Origin of the sequence: Bifidobacterium leontopitheci, assembly GCF_009193355.1 — a bacterium.
Classification (GTDB): domain Bacteria; phylum Actinomycetota; class Actinomycetes; order Actinomycetales; family Bifidobacteriaceae; genus Bifidobacterium; species Bifidobacterium leontopitheci.
Genome location: NZ_WBVT01000005.1, coordinates 79,013 through 101,227 on the forward strand (window position 1 = coordinate 79,013; position 22,215 = coordinate 101,227).

Below are 22,215 nucleotides of genomic sequence, written 5' to 3' on the forward strand. Positions count from 1 at the left end.
CATATCGCAGACGGGTTCAAATGATGATGAACGTCACCTTTGTCGTCTTTTGTTGACAAAGATTCGTGCAGGTGGCGCGCTTCTCCTTCTCCAGTCATCATGGATGTATGGGAAGGGTACCGAACCTCGAAGAGGAGGATGGCCATGGCTGATAACACTGCTCAAGGCTCTGCTGGCAGACGTGTGATTATGAGCGAGAGACGATGGCGTCTATTCGCGGCGGCGGGAACCCTTGCGCTGTATTCCGTTGTGTTGGCCATATGCGGTCTCATCCAGTACGGATGGACTACGGAATGGTTCTGGAATTCCGGGTCGCTGGCGATCGTGTTTCTCCTGTTGGGTGCCGGCTCACTTGCCGCGGGAGGATTCGCATATCGCGGCAAGGTGGCCGAACAGCTGGAGCCGGATGCCTATGACCGGTTACTCGCCGATAGATCCGACGCTATCGCAGCGAAGATAACATTCATTATCTGCATCAACCTGTGCGTCAACATGTTCACTATCGCCTTGCTATTCGACGTTACATGGCTGGGTTATCTGGCGTGGGGCCTAGCATTGGCTTGCACGTTGTATGTAGTGATTTCGATCATCGTCAAAGAATTGAATAAGTGCCACCATTTTTGATGGGCTTCTAGATAAGCCGATGCTCGCAGTTTAACCATTTCTAAACTGGCGTAATGTGGGAAAGGATTCAGAGCATGCTGTTTGTGTTGATCGTCTTGCTTATATGGTCAGTTCGGTTGTGCCTCTCCACGTATTGGGATGCGAAGAATGGCCGGTTAGAGAGGAATTACCAAATTGGTATCAAGACCCGCTGGACCATCGCATCGGACGAGACATGGGAATACATACACCGCAAATACGCGTTCGTGTTCCTCGGTAGCGGCGTTTTGGTCGCTTTGATGCCGGTAGACGTGGCAGTCGGCATGATCGCGACCCGCGATATCAATACCATGAGCATGATCTGGTGGTGGATGCTCCTTGCCCTTGCCGTCATCCTCATCGCTTGGCTTGTCATCTGCGGGATCATCGCGAATCTCGATGCTAGAAATCATTACTTGGAATCACAGGCATAAGACCAAGACTCTGATCCCGATGCGAAACTGCTTGTTTTTTGTGATGAGTAACCCTGGGAAGCAATGATTACCGCCGTTTCGTGTCGTCTTTAGTTGACAGATATCTCTTCGATTAGCGCGATTTTTCGCGAATGATCATAATGGAGGGGTGAAACGCAGTAATACGCAACGGCAGGATTCTCGCAACGACACGGCGGTTTCGGTGGCGGAGCGCCGTCAGCAGACCATCATCGGAATGTTGACCGTCACGATCATCGCCGTCCTGCTGATCGTGGGCGGCGTTGCCTTGTATCGCAGCATGGCGGCCAATCGTTCCGCGACGATGGACACCCCGCAATCGGAACAGGCCGCACATGATGCTCTGCGTAAGGTCAAGGTCAAACCGTCGCTCGCGAACGACCAAGGTGGCATCCTGATCTCCAAAAACGGGTATGGCAGCAAGATCGATGGCGTGCCGACCGTCGGCATGTATCTGGAACCGTTGTGCCCGGGGTGTGCGCTGGTGAGCCGTACGCTTGATCCGACGATTAAGCGCATGCTGGATGCGGGGCAGATCAATCTCGATTTGCATTTCATGACGTTTCAGGATTACAAAAGCAGCGACGAGTATTCGACCCGTGCGTTCAACGCGGCCGTCACAATCGCGCAACAGGACCCGAACCCCGATCATCTGCTCGGGTATCTGATGAACATCTACCGCGAGGACTTCCAACCCGGCGAACTTGGCGAATACCGTAGCGTGACCGACGACCAGCTCAAACAGCAGGCGATTAACTCCGGCGTGGACAAGACGACGGCGGATAAGGCGTTTGACGGCCGATACCGGTACCGGGCATGGCTGAAGGCGACGGACGACTATACAATCCTTCGCCCGGAGCTTTACGCGCCGGGTAAGAATGGTTTCTCCACGCCGACCGTCACGATTAACAATCGTCGCTGGCAGATGGACGGTAGTGATCTGAAGGACAGTTTCCTCACCGCCGTTGGCTTGAATGAGAACGAGGTTGGTGATCCGGCCGTCAAACCGAAAAACTGATTGCACACCATAACCTTGAGGAGCGGCATTGTGGAACCGATTCATACTTGCGAAAGCCTCGATGAAGTACGCGCCAATATCGACCGCATCGACACCCGGCTGGTCGATCTGATAGCCGAGCGAGGAACCTATGTGGCGCAAGCCGCGCAGTCCTAGACTAACGGTCGTGCGGTGTCCAATGCTCTGATGAAAAAGGCAATCACGTCGTACAGCGCCGCGGTACGATTCTCCCGGGGATTGGCAATACCGGCCGCCTTATCGAACGGACGCGTGAGGTCCTCAGCAGAACGGTTATTTGCCTAGTAGTTCCTCATGACTGCCGGTGCGCATGAACACGGCGGTGCCGTCATCGCGTATCCATAGAAGCAGCCAGTCGCCGGCGTTGCCTATATGACATTCCAGCACGCCAGTCAAGTCTCCGGTGAGCATGTGCGCCCGGTGCCTGCGTCTCAGTGTCTCCTTGGATTGCGCGGTGTCTTCAAGCACCAGCCGTATGACTTCTTTGAGCGGGGCCATGTCGACGTGCCTGCGTTTGAGCTTCTTGACGTCCCGCTGGAACGCTGCGGTGTAATCCGGTTTGAGCATCCGTCAGATTCCCAGCGCATCGAACATGGCGTCGGCGTCGTGGAACCGCGGCTTGCCGTCGGCAATCTTGCTCTTTGCCTCTGCCAGCGCCTGCATGGTTTCGTCCGGCACGGTCGTATAGGAAAGACTGATCGGGATGCGCTTCTCGCGAACGATCTGCCGGTAGAACGCACGGGTGACCGAGGACAGGTCCAAGCCGAAATCCTCGGCGATGGACGCGGCCTTCTGCTTGGTGTCCGCATCCACGCGGACGGTGACCGATGCCATACTCATCGCAAACCTCCAAACATCATTGCGTAAGACAATAGTATAAGTTCGTATGACAATAGTCAATAAATGTAAGACTCGACAGAGCGAATAACCATACAGTCAGCAATCGCCCCATGTCGTCTTTGGTTGACGAGTACCCCTCCGATTGGCTGTCACGATAAGACCATGCCATCATTGGCTCTATGGCGGACTCGAGTTTCCGTTGTCATGCTTGGAAAAGGAGAAACGGCTATATGACGTGGAATGAGCGAATGATCACGACGGTCACCACCGGAATTCAACTTCGTGATGCGCTGCTCGCCGTGAGACTGAATCCGACGGATTCGTGCATCGTACATACGAAGCTCAGTGCGTTCGGCTTCATTCCCGGCGGCGAACAGACCGTGATTGATGTGCTCAAAGGCGTACTGTATGACGGCGACATCATGATGCCCGCGCAGACCACGGATCTGTCCGATCCACGATATTGGGCGGCGCCGCCGGTCAGTCCCGATCTTGTTGACGTCGTGCGCGCCGCGCTGCCGGCGTTCGATCCGGCGACGACGCCCGTGCGCGGCATCGGACGTATGCCGGAGTTTTTTCGCAAGCTTCCCGGTACCAGACGGAGCAGTCACCCGCTGTACTCGATGAGCGCATGGGGACGTCACGCTGATTGGCTGTGCGGCCCATGCGGAGGCGAGAACAATCGCGATTACGACATGCCGTTCGGTGAACATAGTCCGCTCTCGCGTCTTTACGAAATCGATGGCAAAGTGCTCTTTCTCGGCACCGGATTTGATACATGCACCGCGATTCATTACGCGGAGTCCACAATCGGCCGGCCGCATATCGAGGAGACCGCACCGGTCGGCCGCGTCGATGCCGTAACCGGCGAACGCACGACCGAATGGGTGACATTTGACACGGTGGAACTCGACCGCTACGACGATTTCGAATCCTTCGGTAAGCGATTTCTCGTCGAGCATGCCGATTCCGTGTGTGCCGTGACGTTGAACGAAGCGAGAATACTCGCCTTCTCCATCCGTGATTTGGTGGATGCCGCTCGTGAGTATTATGCGCGACGCGATTTGCGTCAAAGCGGCAACGATGAAGATGACGACAATCGGCGTGCGTAGAAGAGCTTTGCCCTATGCGGGCGCGTGCGTTTGACCTGTTCGCGAAGTTCCCGGCGGAGGAAACGGGATTCGAGAACCCCGCGGCCGGCATGAGCCGTGAGCAATTCGCCGCATATGTGGAGGGTTTGCGCGACGAAGCGTTAGGTATCGGCCTGCCCGACGGTTGGGTGCCGGCCACCAAATACATTCTCGTCAACGATGAGGGTGAGTACGTGGGCATCTTCAACCTGCGCCACCGTCTCACCGATTTTCTGCGCGAAGGACCGGGCCACATCGGCTACGGCATCGCCCGCGAATATCGGGGCCACGGCTACGCGACCGCCGGACTGATCAATGGCGACGCACTCATGAAGAGTATTGGAATTCCGGCGGGGAGCCGGACGGATGCTGGTCGAGGCCGGCAAACAGGCCATCGGCAACGATCGGCTTGTGATGGAGCGATTTTAAGTCTGAGCCCGTCCGTTCATCAGTCCGCGCATCATACGGGCGAATCCCGGCATACCGGAATGTTCAAGCCGCTCCAGTTCTTCCTGCATGGTGCGCGGTGGATGCTTCTTTGATGCGACCAGTTCGGTCATGGCCTTGACCGCGCGTTCGGGATACGCCTCGGCGACACCGGTCAGAAACACGTCGGGGTGGCGGGCGGATAATCCGATCTTGGCGAGTTGGTCGCGGGGAAGTCCTTCAGATTGAAGGTGACGATCACATCCGCATCGCCGTTATAGGCGGCGGCCGCCACATGCCGATCGCCGTCGTCCGGCAACACGACCTCACCGGTCAGTTCCGGAATGGAGGAGACGAGATAATACGGCTTGATGTTGCGGATGGCGGACAGATATCAGTCGACCCAAGCAGGGTCTTTGCCGAGGTCATCGACGAATGCCCTGCGGGCTTCTTCAAGCACGTCGTCGGAGTATTCGGGGTCGAACAGATGGTGGTCGGCGAACGTGAGCAGCACATCCGTCAGCCAGGTGTGCGGGAAGATGTTCGCGTCGAGAAAAGCGACTACCAATTCAAATTCCTCTCGTTTTCAGCTGTGCTTAGCCAGATAGGTCGAGTAGTCGATGTCGTCCAATCCGCCTTGGCTGGCGGCCTCGCGCATGGTCTCCAACGCCTCATGACCGTGGGATTCCGACTTGTCCCGGTAGGCGACGACCTGTGTGCGGGAAACCATGCGGTTGCCTTTCGTGCCGTAGCGTACGAACGGGATCTCTCCAGCGTCAAGCATGCGTGCGACGGTCTTCGCCGATACGCCGAGAATCTGAGCGGCTTCACCGGTGGTGATCATCTCGGTTGAATCGTTGCGCACGATGGCCGCGAACGCGCGGCGCAGCTCCTCCGCATCCAACGGGTACGCCTTGCCGTCACCCGTGGTGATGTATGCGGATCCCTTGCCGATCTGGGAAATGGGGATTGCCTCGAATGTGGTCATGGCCATTCCTTTCCTGAAACCTTTACGCCCAGCCTACCTTAGACCAGACATTTCGGCAATATCGGACATATCGGACACCATAGTCGGCCTGCGGAAACAACGACAAGATTCAGCCGCTCGGGACAAGGAAGAGCAGCAACAAAATAACCAATGCAGCAAGCAGGCGAACAAACGATCGGGTTCGCGGAACTGCTGCGCACACCACGCCCGCCGATCGACCGTCTCGATGTGGCGGAACTGGCCTCGCTATACGTATTGGCCGACCGACACCGGCAGAGAGCCGGACGGATGCTGGTCGAGGCCGGCAAACAGGCCATCGGCAACGATCGGCTCGCGCTGTGGGTCGCCGGGTTCAACGACAACGCGCAGGGCTTTTACCGGCACGTATCGGATTGTCGACATGCATGAGTTGCTTACCATCAGAGACATGCTGTCAATGTAGGGGCCGGTCATAGACTCTCGTCCGCCGGCTCTCTGGCACCACGCTATCCTCTCCACGCGCGACCCACGCTCGTAGCTCAATGCGACACCACCATCACCATGCGAGACGGCGCGTTCTTCTCAAGGTTGTCGCAGGGCATCGGCTGAATCTACAGGAAATGATTTACCATGTGGCGAGTGTTTCGATGGTGTCCAGTCCATCCTGACGGTGTGGTTCATCGAGGTTGTCCCAGTAAGGTGAATCCTCGGTGAGCTGGTCGTGCAGGAGCTTGATGCGTTTGCTGTCGGTGCCGCTGTGCAGGCGTGTGAGCTCGGCGTCAGGATCCGCGATAAGCGATGCGAGCATGGCGGCGTCGTAGAGATGGCGATTGCCGTAGCCGGCGTGGTCGGCACTGTAGGCCGCGCTTTTGAGTATCAGGGCGCCGAGCAGGTCCGGGATGCGGATTGTGACTTCGGTTCCGCTCTGGTCGTCGATGAGTCGGACCTGCATGCTGCGTTCCACGGCCTGAGCGCCGCCCGGCATGGACAGCACCGGCGTGCCGGCGATGGTCGCGTCATTGCCGAGGAACTTGGGCAGGTGATCGGCGACCAGCAGGTCCACGACGTCGCCGTTCGGTGCGTTCATGCGGGTCGTGTATCCGGTCAGCGTGCCCGGCTGCGTCTCGAACCCGCGGGCAGTGAGGATGCCGCGCAGTCTGGCGATGCCGCGTCGGTCCGCCATGAGATCGGCGAGCAGATCGGCGTCGGTGGTGGGGCGTGCAGTCAATCCGCCCATGATGGCGTGCAGCTGGACCATGAGTCCGCCTGCCAGCAACCATGACTCCGAGATGTCCGCCGCGGCGACCGCGTACACGGTGCTCCACGGATGGCCCGTGCTGGGGATGTGGATTGTTGGGATCATGTCTGATGCTCCTTGCGGTGGTGGTCTTCGATCAGCTGTTGGAGGGTTTCCAGGCCGGCGCGGCGTTCCCGCGGGTCGTTGGATTCTGCCAGGTCGGCCGCGCACACGCCGAGAGGCATCGGTCCTTCGCCGGCGGGAAGAGTATCGGTGATACGGAGTCGCACCCGTACCGGTGTTGTCCCCTGCTTCAATCGGCATTGCCGGACGGCATCATTCAGAGCATCGGCGGTAACGTAACCTTCCACCACGTCTGTGGCGGTCAGCCGGAATAAGTCTGCCAGTGTTCCGGTGGCGGCGGAGGGACGAATGAGGGTTTCGATCTTGGCGAGGTTGGAGTCCCTGCACCAGTATTCGACCATCGTCGCACGCCGTCGCGTGAGACGAGTCAGGTTCTCCGCGTTCATCCGTTCCAGGTATCTCTCGAGTCGATATCGCTGCTGCCGGCTCAGCCATGACGCGTCGAGCCCACTGAGCATGTATAGCGCCCCGATCGCCATGTCCGGCGAGTACGGGCGTCCATCTGCTCCCTGCCATCGCGCTTGCCGGCGTACGGAATCCTCCGTAATCAGCGTGCCGTTCCCCACGGAGAACGATTCAAGCTGACCCGCAGCACAAAGCGCACTGACTCGCCGCTCACTTACTCCCAGCCGGTGGGCAGCCTCCTGCCGCGTGAGCAGCGTCCGATTCGTTCTGATAACCATATCCCTATGGTATACAGAACTATTCCCAATCGCGTATAGTTTTGCATACATTGAGCAATCCGCCGATGATGATGAACGTCAGAGTACTAAAACGGGTGGCCGTGGTCTTGTGTGCTGATGGATTATCGGTGTACAAACGATCCATGGACTGTCAGAGCGCTTTGCATCCGCCTCTACTGTCGTGCAGCATGTCGCGGCTTGCGGTTGACGTTGCGGAAACGGCTACGCTGGTGGCAACGCCGCAACACCTGAGGATACGCGGCGGACATAGCATACTCGGCTCAAAGGAGACGCATCATGAACGAGCACGATATGGTGGCAGGCAGCATGAACGACACCGCCGTCGGCGTGGTCGACGTGGAAGGTGACATGCTGGATCCTTGCCGATTGTGGCCGATTGACCAGGCCGCCCGGATCAGCGGCGTGACGACGCGTACGCTGCGCTACTACGACGAGACCGGACTGGTCAAGCCGACCGAGACGACAGCCGGCGGCAAACGCTGGTACGACTGGCCGACTTTGGTCCGGCTCCAGTTCGTGGCAGGAACCGGCAGCAATGGCCGCTATGCCGTTGTCAGGTTCGCTGGGCGCCATCCGCACCGCGCTGACCGGCGACCCGCGTTTCGCGGACCCATGCGGCGAGTCATTGTACGGCAGCAAGGCGTGTGCCGACTTCGCCAACGCGGCCATGCGCATCCATGCGCAGCATATCGCCGCTCGAATCGTGAACGATGCGTGATCGTGCAACAGTGGCGACGACTGCACTCGCATCCGGGGATTGCCGGACGCGAGTGCGCACAATGCGACTTGAGCGTTTTCCTCATGTGATAGGAAGCATCTGGACCGTTATCACAGCGATTCGAGGAACCCGCGGATGTCGGCGATCTCCGCGTCGCATATCGCATGAGCCATGCCGGGATATTCATGGAACACCAGCCGCCCCGAAGCGTCGAGCACGCGGCGGGCCGTCAGCTGATCATCCACGGGGATCGTACGGTCCTCGCCGCCATAGGCGAGAAAGAACCGCGTCCGGGAATCCGGCGGCGTAGCATCCTCCTCGCCCTTGAACGACGGGCTGAGCAGAATCGCCGCATCAAACACCCCGGGATGCTCGCGCACCATGCGATACGACAGGTACCCGCCCTGCGAAAAACCGACGAGCACACGACGACGGTTCCGCAACGCCGAGGCATCCAGCAACGAGACGACCTCATCGCCCACCACGGAACACTCGCGACGCCGCGAGGCCACATCGCACCCATCCGGATACCAGTACGACCCGCCCATGTACGGACGGTCGTATGTGCCACGGAACGACAGCCAGCCCGGCCGCGCCACGGCCGCCGCATCCGCACTGCAGCCGTCGCCAACCGCAACCACGGCGTCAAGAATGCGTACCATCTCCGACTCGTCGTTCCCGTACCCATGGAACATGACGAACAGCAGGCCGCCGTCCGCCTGTCCGTCGGCAGCCTCCACGTGACCGGTCATCCTCAGCATGACGAACCTCCCATCAGCCACTCACGCCATACGCCGCCCGCCGCACGTCAGTGGGCCGCATCCGAATCACGCAACGCAATGCCGGCATCGGCCATCTGCCTGCGAGCCGCAACCCCAAGCTCCTCGCTCACCGGCACCGTCAGATCCTCGAACACCGTGACCGCAAACCCAAGCCGACGCGCGTCCAACGCCGTATCCTTCACACAATGCGACTCGGCGATGCCGACCACATCCACGTCGGTTACGCCAGCCGACCTCAACGCATTCTCCAACGTCAAGCCAGCCTGACGCGCCGCCGCCACCTCCTCACGCGACTGGATACGGTCCGAATCATCCTCGATGCCCTCGAACCCAGAATATGCGGCCGCATACTGGCCCTTCTTGAAATGATGCTCGACACCAAGCGCCGCGACCGCCGGATGCAGGTCCGCATTCGACGTGCCCGCCCTGCCATGCACCGGCCACGTATCCACAAAATCCGGATGCTCCGACCAGTGCGAACCAGGCTCGATATGCCAATCCTGCGTGGTCGCCACATACGCATACTCGTCACGATGCGCCCTCACAAATGCTGCGATACGCTCCGCGACCGCATTGCCGCCCACGACACCCAACTCGCCACCCTCGCAGAACGTGGGCTGCACATCCACGATGATCAACGCCTTGCCGCTCATAGCCGACTCCTTTCACGCATTATCCGAAGAACCAGACCCCGCCGGTCCCGCATCCGACCGGATTCGCACCGCAAGACCCGGCCATACCGAAACCCATGATAAAGGAAACAATCGCCCACAGGCGGGCGACATCACGCAATATGAATACCGCCGCGCAGCAATCGCGAACGCCGGCGAAAGACGTATCATCGAATGCAGCGAAACCATGCACGCCACGGCGGCCACCATCAAGGCCACGCCGCACACGCCGCACACAACAGCGCACCCACACACGCAAAGGACCAACCATGACCACGACTCTGACTATCGGCTCCCACCTGTCCGCATCAGGCGGCTGGAACGCGCTCATCAAACGCTCCCACAAAGAAGCGGGAACCACGTTCGCCTTCTTCCCCCGCTCGCCATACGGCAGCCGCTCGAAATCGCTCACGCCCGAAGGCGCGGCGGCATTCGGCGAACAGCTCCGCGCAGAAGGCTACGGCCCGCTCGTCGCCCACGCGCCCTACGTATACAACTTCGCCGCCAAAGACCCCGCCAAACGCGAATTCGCCGTCCGGGCGCTCGCCGAAGACCTGCAGCTGCTCGCGCCGATCGCCGCCGCGGGGCAGGGCGTGTACCTCAACATCCACCCCGGCTCGCATGTGGGGCAGGGCGCGGACGAGGGCATCCGGCTCATCGGCGACGGCCTGAACCGCGTGTTCGAGACCGTCGGTGCCGACGGGGCGGCTCCGCGCGTCCCCGTGCTGTTGGAGACCATGGCCGGCAAAGGCACCGAATGCGGGTGCACGTTCGAGCAGATCGCCGCGATCGTCGACCATGTGGACGAACGCTGGCGGCCGTACCTGGGCGTCACGCTGGACACCTGCCACGTGTACGACGCCGGCTACGACATCGTGAACGACTTCGACGGTGTGATGGATGAATTCGACCGCGTGATCGGGCTCGGCCGACTCAAGGCGATCCACGTCAACGACTCCCAGTTCGGCTTCGGCTCGCACAAGGACCGCCACGCCAACATCGGGCAAGGCAAACTCGGCTTGGGCTTCTTCGCCCAGTTGGTCAACGACCCGCGCACCGCGGCCCTCCCCATGATCCTGGAGACCAAGGAACTCGCCGACACCACGCACCGCGACGAAATCGCGCAGCTGCGCGCGCTGGTACGGCAGTCGCAGTGAGACAGACAGGATGACGGACCGCACCCGTACGGTGTATTTTGAGTACGTTCCGTTGAGAGGAAATGACGGAACGTACCCGTGCGGGGTTCTTCGAGTACGGTCCGTTGGAAAACATTGACGGAACGTACCCGGAATGACCGTTAAGAGTACGTTCCGTTTGAAAGAAATGACGGACCGTACCCGAGTGGGGGGCTACGGGTACGGTCCGTTGCGCAATCCTGACGAAACGTACCCGAACGCACCGCTACGAGTACGGTCCGTCACATGACGCTGTCCGCGGCGGACGGTTCGGACATGTCCTGCCGTGCGTCCGGCGTGCTGTCCGCTCGTCCGTTCGCTGCGTCGCCCGGCTGCCTGCCTGCCGTCTTGTCAGCCGTGCGCAGTTCCGGCAGCATGACGGCGAACAGGACCGCCGCCATGACCGCGGTGATGAGGTCGGCGATTGCCTGCGCGGCGATCACGCCGTTGTAGCCGGCCGCGCGCGAGGCGACCTCCAGCACGATGACCAGCACCACGCCCTGACGGCTGATTGACAGCAGGAACGCGCCCAACGCCTTGCCGGTCGACTGGAACGTGCATGTGGTCACCATGACGATCGCCACGCACACGAGGCTGAGCAGCTGAACGCGCAGCATTCCGGCGCCCAGCGCGATGATCTTCGGATCGGCGATGAAGAATCCCATGAGCTGCCGGTCGAACACGCTGAGCAGCACGGTCATGACCAGCGCGAACGAGCAGAGGAACGTGTACGAGAACCGCAGGATGCCGGCGAGCCGCCTCATGTTGCGCGCGCCGTAGTTGTATCCGATGATCGCCTGCGCGCCGAACGCGAACCCGACAAACACGGACACGGCGATCATGACGACCTTCAATGCGATGCCCATCGCGGCCACCGGATCGTTGCCGTAGCGCAGCAGATACAGGTTCACCATGACGATGCCGAAGCTCTGCGTCAGGTTCGTGACCATAGAAGGGATGCCGATGACGAGGATGTCGAGCATCTCGCGCACGGTGATGTCCAGACGCCGCAGGATGCGCCGGCCGCCGGCGGCCGCACGCCGGAACATGAGCCGAGGGTCAATCGACAGGTTAGGGCTGCGGAACAGGAGGAACCAGACGAAGTACGCGTCCGTGCACACGTTCGCCAGCACGGTCGCGAACGCCGAGCCGCCCGCGCCCCAGCCGAACACGTGGATGAACAGAGGGTTGAGGACGATGTTGATGAGCGTTCCCGCCACCTGGCCGATCATCGACTGCACGGCATGGCCTTCGGTGCGCAGCTGGTTGACCGGCGTCATCGAGACGATGATGAGCGGCGAGCCGATGATGATCCACGTATAGTAGGCCTGCGCATGCGGCAGCGTCGCCTCGTTCGCGCCGAGCACCGACAATATCGGCGCGCTGAAGACGAGACCCAGGACCATCACGATGACGCCGATGAGCAGCGAGCCATAAAAGCTGAACACGCTCAGCCGGCGGCCGTCCGCATAGCGGTGCTGGCCGAACAGGCGGGAGATCACCGAGCTGCCGCCCAGGCCGAAGATGTCGCCGATGGCGATCATCACCGTGAACACCGGCGCGGTGATGGACACGCCGGCCACCATGTTCGCGTCGCCGGTGTGCGCGATGAAATACGTGTCGACCATGTTGTAGATGAGCGTGACCAGCATGCTCATGACGACCGGCATCGCCAGGCTGAAATAGGCGCGGGGGATCGAGGCCTTCTCGAACAGTTCGTTATCCATGCAGCAACCCTTCCCGTAAGCTCTTCCGATCCTGACGCCCGCCGGGCGCGACCTGAGTCGAGCCACGGCGTGACAGCTGTATTGTAGCGTCGCCGGACGCTGTGCGTGTCACGCGTCATTCCCCTGGCATGGCGGCGGTCCGGTCTGCGCTTGCGTTGCCGTGCCGCCGGCTTGTGTTCGCCGATGGCCGATTCGCGCGGCACGGACCGCGGGTCATGAGACACTACGCGTAGGAAAGCCGAACCGGCGTTCGCCGCAATCAGCCGGCGCGCATGAAACCAAAGGAGATCGAACATGACGAACGAGAACGAGACCCAGCCCACCATCGACGTGTACGGCGCCGACTGGTGCGGCGACTGCCATCGGGCCAAGGACGCGCTGAACCGCTACGGCGCCGCGTTCACCTGGCATGACATCGAGACCGAGGAGGGCGCCGCCGACCGGGCCGTCGCCATCAGCGGCCAGAAGCACATCCCCGTCGTGCTCTACTCCGACGGCGCGTTCCAGGTCGAGCCGTCCGCCACCGACATCAAGGCGAAGCTGCAGGAGCTGGGACAGCTGGCCTGACCCCGCTGCCACGACACGCAAGAGGAGAGTCATGATCGACGAAGTGGTGTTCCTGCGGCACGGGCGGACCTCGTATAACCTCGCCCGCCGGCTGCAAGGGCAGATCGACGTCCCGCTCGACATCGTCGGCCAATGGCAGGCCGACCAGAGCGCGTACGAGCTGGCGCGGCGATACTACTGGGCGAAGGTCTCCACGATCGCCGAACACCCCGAACGGCTCGCCCAGCCCGGCCCCGACGCTGCCGCGCGCAGTGACATCGGCGAATACCGCGACGCTCCCGCCGCCCGCCGCCGCATGGTCGTTGTCTCCTCCGACCTGTTCCGGGCGCAGCAGACCGCCCACGCCTTCGCCGACCTGCTCGGCCTGCCGGTGCGGCTTGACCCGCGGCTGCGCGAACGCAGCTTCGGCCAGTGGGAGGGCATGACCCGCGAGGAGATCCGCGCCGACCATGCCGACGCCTACGACTCGTGGCGAGCCCACAAGGGCGGCGAACTCGCGTTCGGCGTCGAAAGCCGCAAGGCGACCGGCGAACGCGGCGCGGCGGCCGTGCTCGACTATGTGAACGACCCCCGATACGCAGACTCGCCGACACCGACCACGCTCATGCTCGTCGGCCACGGATCATGGCATGTGGCGACCGTCGAGACGCTGCTCGGCATGGACCCGGACAACCTGAGCAACCTGGGCGGCATGCGCAACGCCTTCTGGACGACGCTGACGCCGCAACGCCATGCCGGCGGAACGGTCACCTGGACCATGACCGGGTTCAACCAAGGCCCGGCCATCGCCGGACTGTGCGACTGGGAGAACGGTCCGGACGACCTCAGACACGGCTCGATGGCCGCCTGGAAGCCGATCACGGCCTGACCTCCGCAACGTCGCGGCGTCGCACCGATCCGCCGCCGCGCACTCGTCTCGGGTCAGGGACTATTCTTATGTGAGGTTTTTGAGCGGCGGCGTCGGGAAGCGCCCGTCGCGTTCGGATTCGACGGAAGGCGGGTGAGACGACATGTTGAGGATGTTCAGCACGATTAACGGCCAAGTGGAGCAGATAGAGAAACCCGAGAACGGCTCATGGCTGTGCCTGTCCGAACCCACCGACGTGGAGCTCGCCACCGTCGCCCAGCAGACAGGCATCGACCTCGCCGACCTGCGCGCCCCCCTGGATGACGAGGAACGTTCGCGTGTGGACGTGGAGGACGACTACACGATGATCATCGTCGACATCCCCACCGTCGAGGAGCGCGGCGGACGCGACTGGTACGAGACCATCCCGTTGTCGATTATCGTCACCGAGGACCTCATCATCACCGTGTGCATGCAGGACACGCCGGTGCTGCACCCGTTCATGGAAGGCACCATCCGCGGGTTCAACACGTTCATGAAATCACGGTTCATCCTGCAGATCCTGTACCGCAACGCCAGCACCTACCTGCGCTACCTGCGCATCATCGACCGCGAGAGCGACAAGCTCGAACTCAAGCTGCGCCATGCGATGCAGAACCGCGAGATCATGATGCTGCTCGAACTGAGCAAGACCTTGGTCTACTTCACCACCTCGCTCAAATCGAACGAGATCGTGATGGAGAAGCTGACCACGCTCGCGCGCATCCAGCAGTACCCGGACGACGAGGACCTGCTCGACGACGTGATCATCGAGAACAAGCAGGCCATCGAGATGGCCAACATCTACAGCGGCGTTCTTGCGAACATGACCGACGCGTTCGCCTCGATCGTGTCCAACAACCTGAACAACGTGATGCGCATCTTCACCATCATCTCCATCACGCTGTCCATCCCCACGCTCATCTTCTCCATGTACGGCATGAACTTCCAGGAGGGCATGCTCGGCATGCCGTTCACCGGCAGCAAATGGGGATTCCTCATCATCATCGTGATCTCGATCGCGCTGTCCATGGTCGTCACCTGGTTCCTCACGCGTTCGCGCATGTTCAAGTGACGGCCATGATGACGAGACGAGCTGATCGACGACGCCGGCGCCTTCTGGGCGCGCTGTTCGCCATGCTCTGGGTCTGCTCGGCGGCCGCCTGCGGCCAGCCGCAGCCGGCCGGTGGAGAGAACGCCATCAGCGGTACGCCGGAAGGGCCGACCATCGCGATAGGCGTATCGGCGGACCAGCCCGGCATCGGCGCATGGCGCAACGGCACCTACACCGGGTTCGAGATCGACGTGGCCCGGTATGTGGCGAACGAACTCGGCTACGCCAACAAGCAGATCGTCTTCAAACAGGTGACCTCCACGACGCGGGTCGCCATGCTCAATGACGGCAAGGTCGACTTCGTCGTCGGCTACGCCATCGCCGACGCGGGACGGCAGGTGACGATGACGGGGCCGTATCTGACCGCCAGACGTGACCTGCTCGTGCGCGACGACGACCGGAAGGCCATCCGCGGGCTCGACGACATGGCCGGGCGCACCGTCTGCGTCGTCACCGGCACGAGCATAGGCGCGGACATCCGCAAGAAGGCGCCCAAGGCGGTCGTGGAGGAGCGTGACGACTACGAGCAGTGCTTCACCTCGCTCATGGTCGGCTCCTCCGACGCCATCGCCGCGGGCGACGCGATCCTGCAGGGCATCTCGTCGGCCAAGGGAAAAGGGTACCTTCACGTGGTGGGCGACCCGTACGGCGAGGAACAGTACGGCATCGCCGTACGGCTCGGCGAGGAACGGCTCGCCTCCGACATCAGCGGCATACTCGAGGACATGATCGAGGACGGGTCGTGGGCGAAGGCCGCGCAGACCCTGCATGATGAGACGGGCTACACGCCGGACCGCCGGCTCAACCCGCCCGATCCGGTCTCCTGAGCGCGAGGCGGGCGTCATCCGCTCATGCTCCCGCCGCGTCCGCACCGCCTGCAGCGGCGTTCGTCCCGTCGGCTACGACGCCGGCCGCGTTGGCGACTGTGTCCAGTTGCATGGCGATAATGCACCGTATGGCTAATGAGAAGAACGCCGCCGCGCAGGCGGCCGAAGTTCCCGCCGAGCCCGAATTCCGCTACAACGCGGCGCTCGCGCAGGACATCGAGACCAAGTGGCAGAAAAAATGGGATGACGAGGGCACGTTCTGGGCGGCCAACGTCCACGGCGACCTCAAGGACGGCAAGGGCCGCAACGCGGACGGCCGCCCCGCCTTCTTCGCCATGGACATGTTCCCGTACCCTTCCGGCAAGGGCCTGCACGTAGGCCACCCGCTGGGCTACCTCGCCACCGACGTGGTCAGCCGCTACCACCGCATGAAGGGCGAGAACGTGCTGCACGCCATGGGCTACGACGCCTTCGGCCTGCCCGCCGAGCAGTACGCCGTGCAGACCGGCCAGCATCCGCGCATCACCACCGAGCAGAACATCGCCAACATGCGCCGCCAGCTGCACCGTATGGGCCTGAGCTTCGACAACCGCCGCTCCTTCGCGACCATCGACCCCGGCTACGTGCGTTGGACGCAGTGGATCTTCTCGCGCATCTACGACGCCTGGTACGACGAGGACGCCACCAACCCGTCCGGTTCCAGGGGCTCCGCCCGTCCGATCGGCGAGCTCGTCGCCAAGTTCGAGTCCGGCGAGAAGGCCATCCCCGGCCACGAGTCCGACGGCAAGGCGTGGGCCGACCTGAGCGAAGCCGAGCAGCAGGACATCCTCAACGACTTCCGCCTCGCCTACATCTCCAAGTCCCCGGTCAACTGGTGCCCGGGACTGGGCACCGTGCTCGCCAACGAGGAGGTCACCGCCGAAGGCAAGTCCGAACGCGGCAACTTCCCCGTCTTCCAGCGCGAGCTGCGCCAGTGGTCCATGCGCATCACCAAGTACGGCCACCGCCTCATCGAGGACCTCGACGGCATTGACTGGCCCGAGAAGGTCAAGCTCATGCAGCGCAACTGGATCGGCGAAAGCCATGGCGCCTCCGTTCACTTCGCCGTCGCCACGGCCGAGGGCGACAAGGACATGGAGATCTACACCACGCGTCCCGACACCCTGTTCGGCACTACGTTCGCCGTCGTCTCCCCGGAGCATGACCTGCTGCGCTACGTGCCCGCCGAGTGGCCCGCCGGCATCCCGGACAGCTGGAAGGGCGGCTACGCCAACCCCGCCGAAGGCGTGAAGGCGTACCGTCTCGCCGCCGAATCGAAGACCGCGAAGGACCGTGTCGAAGAGGCGGGCGCCAAGACCGGCCTGTTCACCGGCCTGTACGCCACCAACCCGATCACCGGCGTCAAGCTGCCGCTGTTCACCGCCGACTATGTGCTCATGGACTATGGCACCGGCGCGATCATGGCCGTCCCCGGCGGCGACCAGCGCGATTACGATTTCGCCGTCAAGTACGGGCTGCCGGTCATCTACACCGTCAAGCCGCTGCCCGAATCCGGCGACGACCTCGCCAACTACGAGGGCAAGGCGCCGTTCGTCTCCCACGACGGCATCGTCATCAACTCCGCCGTCGAATCCACCGCCGCGAAGGGCGACGCGCTGTCGCTCGACGGCCTGCGCGTCGACGACGCGATCGCCAAGGTCAACGCTTGGCTCGAATCCGCCGGCGTCGGCAAGGGCACGGTCAGCTACCGTCTGCGCGACTGGCTGTTCAGCCGCCAGCGCTACTGGGGCGAACCGTTCCCGATCGTCTACGGCGAGGACGGCACCCCGCACCTGCTGCCAGACTCCGCGCTGCCGATCAACCTGCCCGACGTGCCCGACTACCAGCCGCGCACCTTCGACCCGATGGACGCCGAATCCAACCCGGAGGCGCCGCTGAGCCGCAACGAGGACTGGGTGAAGGTCGAGCTCGACCTCGGCGACGGCGTGAAGACCTACTACCGCGACACGAACACGATGCCGAACTGGGCCGGCTCCTGCTGGTACTACATGCGGTACATCGACCCGACCGACACGGCCAACATGGTCGAGAAGGACGAGTTCGACTACTGGATGGGCCCGAACCACAACAAGTATTCGGGCGACGAGGGCGGCGTCGACCTGTACGTCGGCGGCGTCGAGCACGCGGTCCTGCACCTGCTGTACTCGCGCTTCTGGCACAAGGTGCTCTTCGACCTCGGCTACGTGGACTCCGCCGAACCGTTCCACAAGCTGTTCAACCAGGGCATGATCCAGGCGTTCGCCTACACCGACGACCGCGGTCAGTACGTGCCGGCAGCCGAAGTGGAGGAGGGTCCTGCCGGAGCCGACGGCGAGCCGACGTTCACCTGGCATGGCGAGCACGTCAACCGCGAGTTCGGCAAGATGGGCAAGAGCCTGAAGAACATCATCACGCCGGACGACATGTACGAGAACTACGGTGCGGACACGTTCCGCCTGTACGAGATGAGCATGGGCCCGCTGGCGGACTCCCGCCCGTGGAACACGCGCAACGTGGTCGGCGGCATGCGCTTCCTGCAGCGCCTGTGGCGCAACGTCGTGGACGAGAACACGGGAGCCGCGCACGTGAGCGAGGACGCGCTCGACGCGAAGACCCTCAAGGTGCTCAACAACACGATCGCCGAGGTGACCGAGGAGATGGAGGGCATGCGCCCCAACACCGCGATCTCCAAGCTCATCGTGCTCAACAACCATCTCACCTCGCTGCCGTCCGTGCCGCGCGCCGCCGTGGAGCCGCTGATCCTCATGCTCTCGCCGATCGCTCCGCACATCTGCGAGGAGCTGTGGTTCCGTCTGGGCCACGCCGACTCGCTCGCGCACGAGCCGTGGCCCGTCGCCGACGAACGGTACGTCGGCCAGGACACGGTCACCGCGGTCGTGCAGATCAAGGGCAAGGTGCGCGCCAAGCTCGAAGTGTCGCCCGACATTGCGGCCGATGAGCTGGAGCGCATGGCGCTCGAGGCCGTCGCCTCCCGCCTTGGCGGCAAGACGCCGCGCAAGGTGATCGTCAAGGCGCCGAAGATCGTGTCGATCGTCCCCGCCGAGTGACGTCAGGCCATATCGGACTGTCCGGATGACGCCACGGCGCTCCGGGGCCGTCCGCACCATCGATGCCCGTGCATCCTGCGATACGGATGCACGGGCATCATGCGTATTCGGCGCGGTGCAACGGCTGTCAGTGGAGCCGGCGCTATAGGGGAGCCAGGGAACGCATCAGTGCGACACGCCCGGAATGTGGATAACCGGCAAGCTCCGACCACATGACCCCGTTCATGTGGACATGCACGCGGCCGGTCGTGCATGATGACCTGCATGGGTGATTCGCATGAAGACGGCATGACGGTCGCACGGCGGCTGTCGGCCTTGGACGGGACGGCAGGCCGATGGGCGCGGCCTGGGACGCTGCGCGACGACGCGTCCGACAGGCTTCCCCAGGTGCCGCCCCCGGCCGCCTCTCCCCGCCGGGTCGTATCCATGAGCGACCTCATGGGCGTACGGTCCGCCGACGGCGACAGAAGAGAACAAACGGGCGCGCGCACCCGGCCGAGACTGTCCTTCAAGCCGGTGCAGTCGCTGATGGCGGTGCTGCTGCTGGCCACGGCGTTATGCGCCAGCCTGACCATGCTCGTCCAACAGTCGCTGCACTACGCCTCATTAGGCGCCGCCACGGCTCGGCAGCAGCCGGTGCAGGCAGGCACGGTGGACGAGGAGCCCGCCGGGGATGCCGCCAACGCAGGCGTGACTGGCGACGACGCGGCTTTGGACGGGGACGGTGGAGGCTCGGACGGCGATGATCGGCAGACCGTCGAGGGGAGCGGACAGAACGAAACTGCGGGTGACGGCACTGCGGGTGTCGGCACAAGGGAGAATGCCGCAACAGGGGATGGCAGCGCGACCGCCGGGGGAGCGGCCACGCAGGACGGCGCACAGGATTCGTCTCTGATTGACCTCAACAGCGCCACCGCCGCCCAACTGGACACCATTCCCGGCGTCGGCCCCGCCACGGCGCAGCGCATCCTCGACCATCGCCGTCGCATCGGCAGGTTCACGAGCGTCGACCAGTTGCTGGACGTCAGCGGCATCGGCGCCAGGACACTGGAGAAGATCCGGCCATGGGTGCGCGTGTGAGGGTCACGTGCGTGAGGGGTATGCGCAGGTCGGACGTGCACGCGATCGCCATGCGCATGCGGCCGGACGGGAGCCGGGAGCAGGGGAGCCGCGACTTCAGGATGATGCCGGTCGCGCTGATGGTCTGGGCGGCGTCCCTGGGCGCGCACGGCGTGTGGACCATGATGATGGACATCGGTGAACGGCGGCCACCGGCCGGCGGCAGCGCGCTCTGCGACGTCATCGTCCCGGTCATGCTTGCAGCGGCGGCCACGGCGGCGCTGTACGTCCTGTCACGCCGGGCACCCGGCATGGCCACCGTCACCGTGTCGGCCATGCTGCTCGCCGCAATCGCCGCACTGGCCGCTGACACCGCGCAATGGCAGGACGCCGCCGTCACGTTGGCGAGGCAGGGAAGCGGCCATGAGGTCACCGTGCACGCTAGGGTGACGACGCCGATGATGGCATCTTCGGTGCGCGGCCACGACTGTCAGGCCGACGCCGTCGCACGCACGATACGCTACGCGACATCGAACCAGAACGGCCGCGCGTCGATCGTCGTACGTTCCGCCGCACCGGTACGGCTGTTCGCCTCGGACGGCGGCTGCACGGCGTTGCTGCAGGGAGCGACGGTCAACGTCACCGGAGAACTGTCGCAGGCGCGCTACGGCGGCGTTCCGCTCTGGCTGGCCGCGGACGACAACGGCATCGCCGTGGAACGGCGGCAGGGCCTGCTGCGGCGTACGGTGCACGCCATGCAGCAGGCGTTCTTCATGGTCACCGAACGGCTTGACGACCAGGGGCGGATTCTGGTGCCCGGCCTGACCTTGGGGATGCTGGGCCATGAGCATGTCCCGGCCAACGACGGCACAGTAAGCGACGGTACAGTGAGCTACGGTACGGTGGATGCCGGGGCTTCACCCGAGCCCGTGGACGACCACTATGCGCGCAACGTCGAGCAGCGATTCAAACGGTCGGGCATCATGCATCTGATGGCCGTCTCCGGCGGCCATTTCGCGCTGATCGCCGGCATGGTGCGCCGGCTGTGCGCCAGGCTGCTGCTGCCCCGCCGGATCGTGTCCTGTCTCATGGCAGTGTCGCAGCTCGGATTGTCGATGCTCATGGTCCCCTCGGATTCGGTGCTCCGCGCACTGGTCATGGGGTTGATCGGCGCCTGCGCGATGTTCGTCGGCCGTCGCGGCCAGTCGGTGAGCGCCCTGTGCTGGACGGTCACGCTCGTGCTGCTGGCCGACCCCGCCATGGCAAGAAGCTACGGGTTCGCGCTGTCCTGTGCGGCCGTGCTCGGCATCACCCTGTTCTCGAAGCCGATCACGCAATGGCTGGAAGGCCTGCTGCCGGGGGTGATCGCCGAACCGTTGGCGATGACGGCGTCCGCCCAGTCGCTGACCCTGCCGATCCAGGTGCTGATGGAGCCCGAACTGCCGCTCGCCTCGATACCGGCGAACCTGCTGGTCAGCCCGTTCGTGGACGTCGCCACGCTCGCCGGACTGGCGGCACTGCTGACCTCCACGGTCGACGGCCGGCTGGGACTGGTCTTCGCGTGGCTGTCGGGCTGCGGCACGCGCGCCATGGATGCCGTCGCCGCATGGCTGTCGTCAGGACGCTACGCCGTTGTCCCCTGGGCGGGCGGCGTAGGCGGCGCGGCGCTCATGCTCGCCGCCGAAACCATGTTCGCGGCATTGACGATTGCCGGAACCCGGCTGATACGACGCCGCGGCATGACGCACACGGCACGCAGCGGCTGCACGGACATTATCGCATCTGCAACCGGACGTCCGCACGACGGCGCAGGCCACGCCGCGGACGCGACGACAAACGGCCACAACCGTCTGCCCGGCACACCATACCGGCCGCGCCGCCGGGACCGCATCACGCTGTGGATCGGCGAGACGCGACGCATGTTCGACAAGGAGGAATGACCAGTGACAGTACAGCCAACCGGGAAGACGGCCGCATCACGCCGCCGCAGCTTGTCCAGCGATA

The 22,215-nt window shown here is 63.1% G+C and carries 25 protein-coding genes and 1 pseudogene; 16 read left to right on the plus strand and 10 right to left on the minus strand.

Annotated features, from left to right (window positions below; translation table 11 throughout):
• Positions 1-144 precede the first annotated feature (144 nt).
• The 4 genes from F7D09_RS02730 (at position 145) to F7D09_RS02745 (ending at position 2,268) form a co-directional block, all read left to right on the plus strand.
• Positions 145-624 carry a hypothetical protein gene (locus F7D09_RS02730; RefSeq protein WP_152233899.1) on the plus strand — a complete coding sequence of 160 codons (480 nt, stop codon included), beginning with the start codon at positions 145-147 and terminating at the stop codon, positions 622-624.
• A 74-nt stretch (positions 625-698) separates the two neighbouring features.
• Positions 699-1,076, plus strand: a complete 378-nt coding sequence (locus F7D09_RS02735) for an SdpI family protein (RefSeq protein WP_193312293.1) — start codon at positions 699-701, stop codon at positions 1,074-1,076.
• Between the two features lie 148 nt (positions 1,077-1,224).
• Positions 1,225-2,112, plus strand: coding sequence for a DsbA family protein (locus tag F7D09_RS02740; protein ID WP_152233901.1), 888 nt, complete (start codon positions 1,225-1,227; stop codon positions 2,110-2,112).
• A 30-nt stretch (positions 2,113-2,142) separates the two neighbouring features.
• On the plus strand, positions 2,143-2,268 hold the full coding sequence (locus F7D09_RS02745) for a chorismate mutase (RefSeq protein ID WP_152233902.1): 126 nt from the start codon (positions 2,143-2,145) through the stop codon (positions 2,266-2,268).
• A 135-nt stretch (positions 2,269-2,403) separates the two neighbouring features.
• On the opposite strand, the gene F7D09_RS02750 is transcribed toward F7D09_RS02745, so the two are convergent.
• Both F7D09_RS02750 and F7D09_RS02755 read right to left on the minus strand, forming a co-directional pair.
• On the minus strand, positions 2,404-2,697 hold the full coding sequence (locus tag F7D09_RS02750; protein WP_152233903.1) for a type II toxin-antitoxin system RelE/ParE family toxin: 294 nt from the start codon (positions 2,695-2,697) through the stop codon (positions 2,404-2,406).
• Between the two features lie 3 nt (positions 2,698-2,700).
• Complete coding sequence (locus F7D09_RS02755; protein WP_152233904.1) at positions 2,701-2,970, minus strand: type II toxin-antitoxin system RelB/DinJ family antitoxin; 270 nt, start codon at positions 2,968-2,970, stop codon at positions 2,701-2,703.
• Positions 2,971-3,200: 230 nt separating this feature from the next.
• Between F7D09_RS02755 and F7D09_RS02760 the strand changes: the two genes are divergently transcribed.
• Both F7D09_RS02760 and F7D09_RS11660 read left to right on the plus strand, forming a co-directional pair.
• Entirely contained in the window at positions 3,201-4,082 is an 882-nt protein-coding gene (locus F7D09_RS02760; RefSeq protein WP_152233905.1) for an aminoglycoside N(3)-acetyltransferase, read from the plus strand.
• 14 nt (positions 4,083-4,096) lie between these two features.
• Positions 4,097-4,642 (plus strand): GNAT family N-acetyltransferase, encoded by a 546-nt coding sequence (locus F7D09_RS11660; protein ID WP_319792550.1) that lies wholly within the window; start codon positions 4,097-4,099, stop codon positions 4,640-4,642.
• A 59-nt stretch (positions 4,643-4,701) separates the two neighbouring features.
• Here F7D09_RS11660 and F7D09_RS11070 read toward each other — a convergent pair whose 3' ends face one another.
• The 3 genes from F7D09_RS11070 to F7D09_RS02770 all read right to left on the minus strand — a co-directional run bounded on the left by F7D09_RS11070 (position 4,702) and on the right by F7D09_RS02770 (position 5,514).
• The gene (locus F7D09_RS11070) at positions 4,702-4,848 is read right to left on the minus strand and encodes a PIN domain-containing protein (protein WP_193312294.1); all 147 of its coding nucleotides are present in this window, start codon (positions 4,846-4,848) and stop codon (positions 4,702-4,704) included.
• Between the two features lie 72 nt (positions 4,849-4,920).
• The gene (locus F7D09_RS11075) at positions 4,921-5,094 is read right to left on the minus strand and encodes a hypothetical protein (RefSeq protein WP_193312295.1); all 174 of its coding nucleotides are present in this window, start codon (positions 5,092-5,094) and stop codon (positions 4,921-4,923) included.
• An 18-nt stretch (positions 5,095-5,112) separates the two neighbouring features.
• Positions 5,113-5,514: a helix-turn-helix domain-containing protein gene (locus F7D09_RS02770; RefSeq protein WP_193312296.1), complete on the minus strand. Its 402-nt coding sequence runs from the start codon at positions 5,512-5,514 to the stop codon at positions 5,113-5,115.
• Between the two features lie 174 nt (positions 5,515-5,688).
• Here F7D09_RS02770 and F7D09_RS02775 point away from each other — a divergent pair.
• A pseudogene (locus F7D09_RS02775) lies at positions 5,689-5,901 on the plus strand (GNAT family N-acetyltransferase); the annotation flags it as partial.
• 217 nt (positions 5,902-6,118) lie between these two features.
• On the opposite strand, the gene F7D09_RS11350 reads toward F7D09_RS02775, so the two are convergent.
• Both F7D09_RS11350 and F7D09_RS02785 read right to left on the minus strand, forming a co-directional pair.
• Positions 6,119-6,856, minus strand: coding sequence for a hypothetical protein (locus F7D09_RS11350; RefSeq protein WP_226835887.1), 738 nt, complete (start codon positions 6,854-6,856; stop codon positions 6,119-6,121).
• Positions 6,853-7,557, minus strand: a complete 705-nt coding sequence (locus F7D09_RS02785) for a helix-turn-helix domain-containing protein (RefSeq protein WP_152233908.1) — start codon at positions 7,555-7,557, stop codon at positions 6,853-6,855. Before F7D09_RS02785 ends, F7D09_RS11350 begins: the two co-directional genes overlap by 4 nt.
• Before the next feature lie 297 nt (positions 7,558-7,854).
• On the opposite strand from F7D09_RS02785, the gene F7D09_RS02790 reads away from it, so the two are divergent.
• Positions 7,855-8,385 (plus strand): MerR family DNA-binding transcriptional regulator, encoded by a 531-nt coding sequence (locus tag F7D09_RS02790; protein WP_226835889.1) that lies wholly within the window; start codon positions 7,855-7,857, stop codon positions 8,383-8,385.
• A 21-nt stretch (positions 8,386-8,406) separates the two neighbouring features.
• Here F7D09_RS02790 and F7D09_RS02795 read toward each other — a convergent pair whose 3' ends face one another.
• Both F7D09_RS02795 and F7D09_RS02800 read right to left on the minus strand, forming a co-directional pair.
• Positions 8,407-9,057: an alpha/beta hydrolase gene (locus F7D09_RS02795; RefSeq protein ID WP_376863371.1), complete on the minus strand. Its 651-nt coding sequence runs from the start codon at positions 9,055-9,057 to the stop codon at positions 8,407-8,409.
• Between the two features lie 47 nt (positions 9,058-9,104).
• A complete protein-coding gene (locus F7D09_RS02800) occupies positions 9,105-9,731 on the minus strand; it encodes an isochorismatase family protein (RefSeq protein WP_152233909.1) in 627 nt (208 codons plus the stop codon).
• A gap of 287 nt (positions 9,732-10,018) precedes the next feature.
• On the opposite strand from F7D09_RS02800, the gene F7D09_RS02805 reads away from it, so the two are divergent.
• Positions 10,019-10,906: a deoxyribonuclease IV gene (locus F7D09_RS02805; RefSeq protein WP_152233910.1), complete on the plus strand. Its 888-nt coding sequence runs from the start codon at positions 10,019-10,021 to the stop codon at positions 10,904-10,906.
• Between the two features lie 260 nt (positions 10,907-11,166).
• Here F7D09_RS02805 and F7D09_RS02810 read toward each other — a convergent pair whose 3' ends face one another.
• The gene (locus F7D09_RS02810; RefSeq protein ID WP_152233911.1) at positions 11,167-12,651 is read right to left on the minus strand and encodes an MATE family efflux transporter; all 1,485 of its coding nucleotides are present in this window, start codon (positions 12,649-12,651) and stop codon (positions 11,167-11,169) included.
• 294 nt (positions 12,652-12,945) lie between these two features.
• Between F7D09_RS02810 and F7D09_RS02815 the strand changes: the two genes are divergently transcribed.
• From F7D09_RS02815 to F7D09_RS02845, 7 genes are all read left to right on the plus strand, one after another.
• Positions 12,946-13,218 (plus strand): mycoredoxin, encoded by a 273-nt coding sequence (locus F7D09_RS02815; protein ID WP_152233912.1) that lies wholly within the window; start codon positions 12,946-12,948, stop codon positions 13,216-13,218.
• Between the two features lie 31 nt (positions 13,219-13,249).
• On the plus strand, positions 13,250-14,086 hold the full coding sequence (locus F7D09_RS02820) for a histidine phosphatase family protein (protein ID WP_152233913.1): 837 nt from the start codon (positions 13,250-13,252) through the stop codon (positions 14,084-14,086).
• 142 nt (positions 14,087-14,228) lie between these two features.
• The gene (locus F7D09_RS02825) at positions 14,229-15,179 is read left to right on the plus strand and encodes a magnesium transporter CorA family protein (protein ID WP_152233914.1); all 951 of its coding nucleotides are present in this window, start codon (positions 14,229-14,231) and stop codon (positions 15,177-15,179) included.
• Between the two features lie 5 nt (positions 15,180-15,184).
• Positions 15,185-16,045, plus strand: coding sequence for a transporter substrate-binding domain-containing protein (locus F7D09_RS02830; protein ID WP_152233915.1), 861 nt, complete (start codon positions 15,185-15,187; stop codon positions 16,043-16,045).
• Between the two features lie 128 nt (positions 16,046-16,173).
• Positions 16,174-19,152 (plus strand): leucine--tRNA ligase, encoded by a 2,979-nt coding sequence (leuS, locus tag F7D09_RS02835; RefSeq protein ID WP_152233916.1) that lies wholly within the window; start codon positions 16,174-16,176, stop codon positions 19,150-19,152.
• A 264-nt stretch (positions 19,153-19,416) separates the two neighbouring features.
• Positions 19,417-20,232 carry a ComEA family DNA-binding protein gene (locus tag F7D09_RS02840; RefSeq protein WP_226835891.1) on the plus strand — a complete coding sequence of 272 codons (816 nt, stop codon included), beginning with the start codon at positions 19,417-19,419 and terminating at the stop codon, positions 20,230-20,232.
• Between the two features lie 20 nt (positions 20,233-20,252).
• Positions 20,253-22,151: a ComEC/Rec2 family competence protein gene (locus F7D09_RS02845; protein WP_193312297.1), complete on the plus strand. Its 1,899-nt coding sequence runs from the start codon at positions 20,253-20,255 to the stop codon at positions 22,149-22,151.
• Positions 22,152-22,215 lie beyond the last annotated feature (64 nt).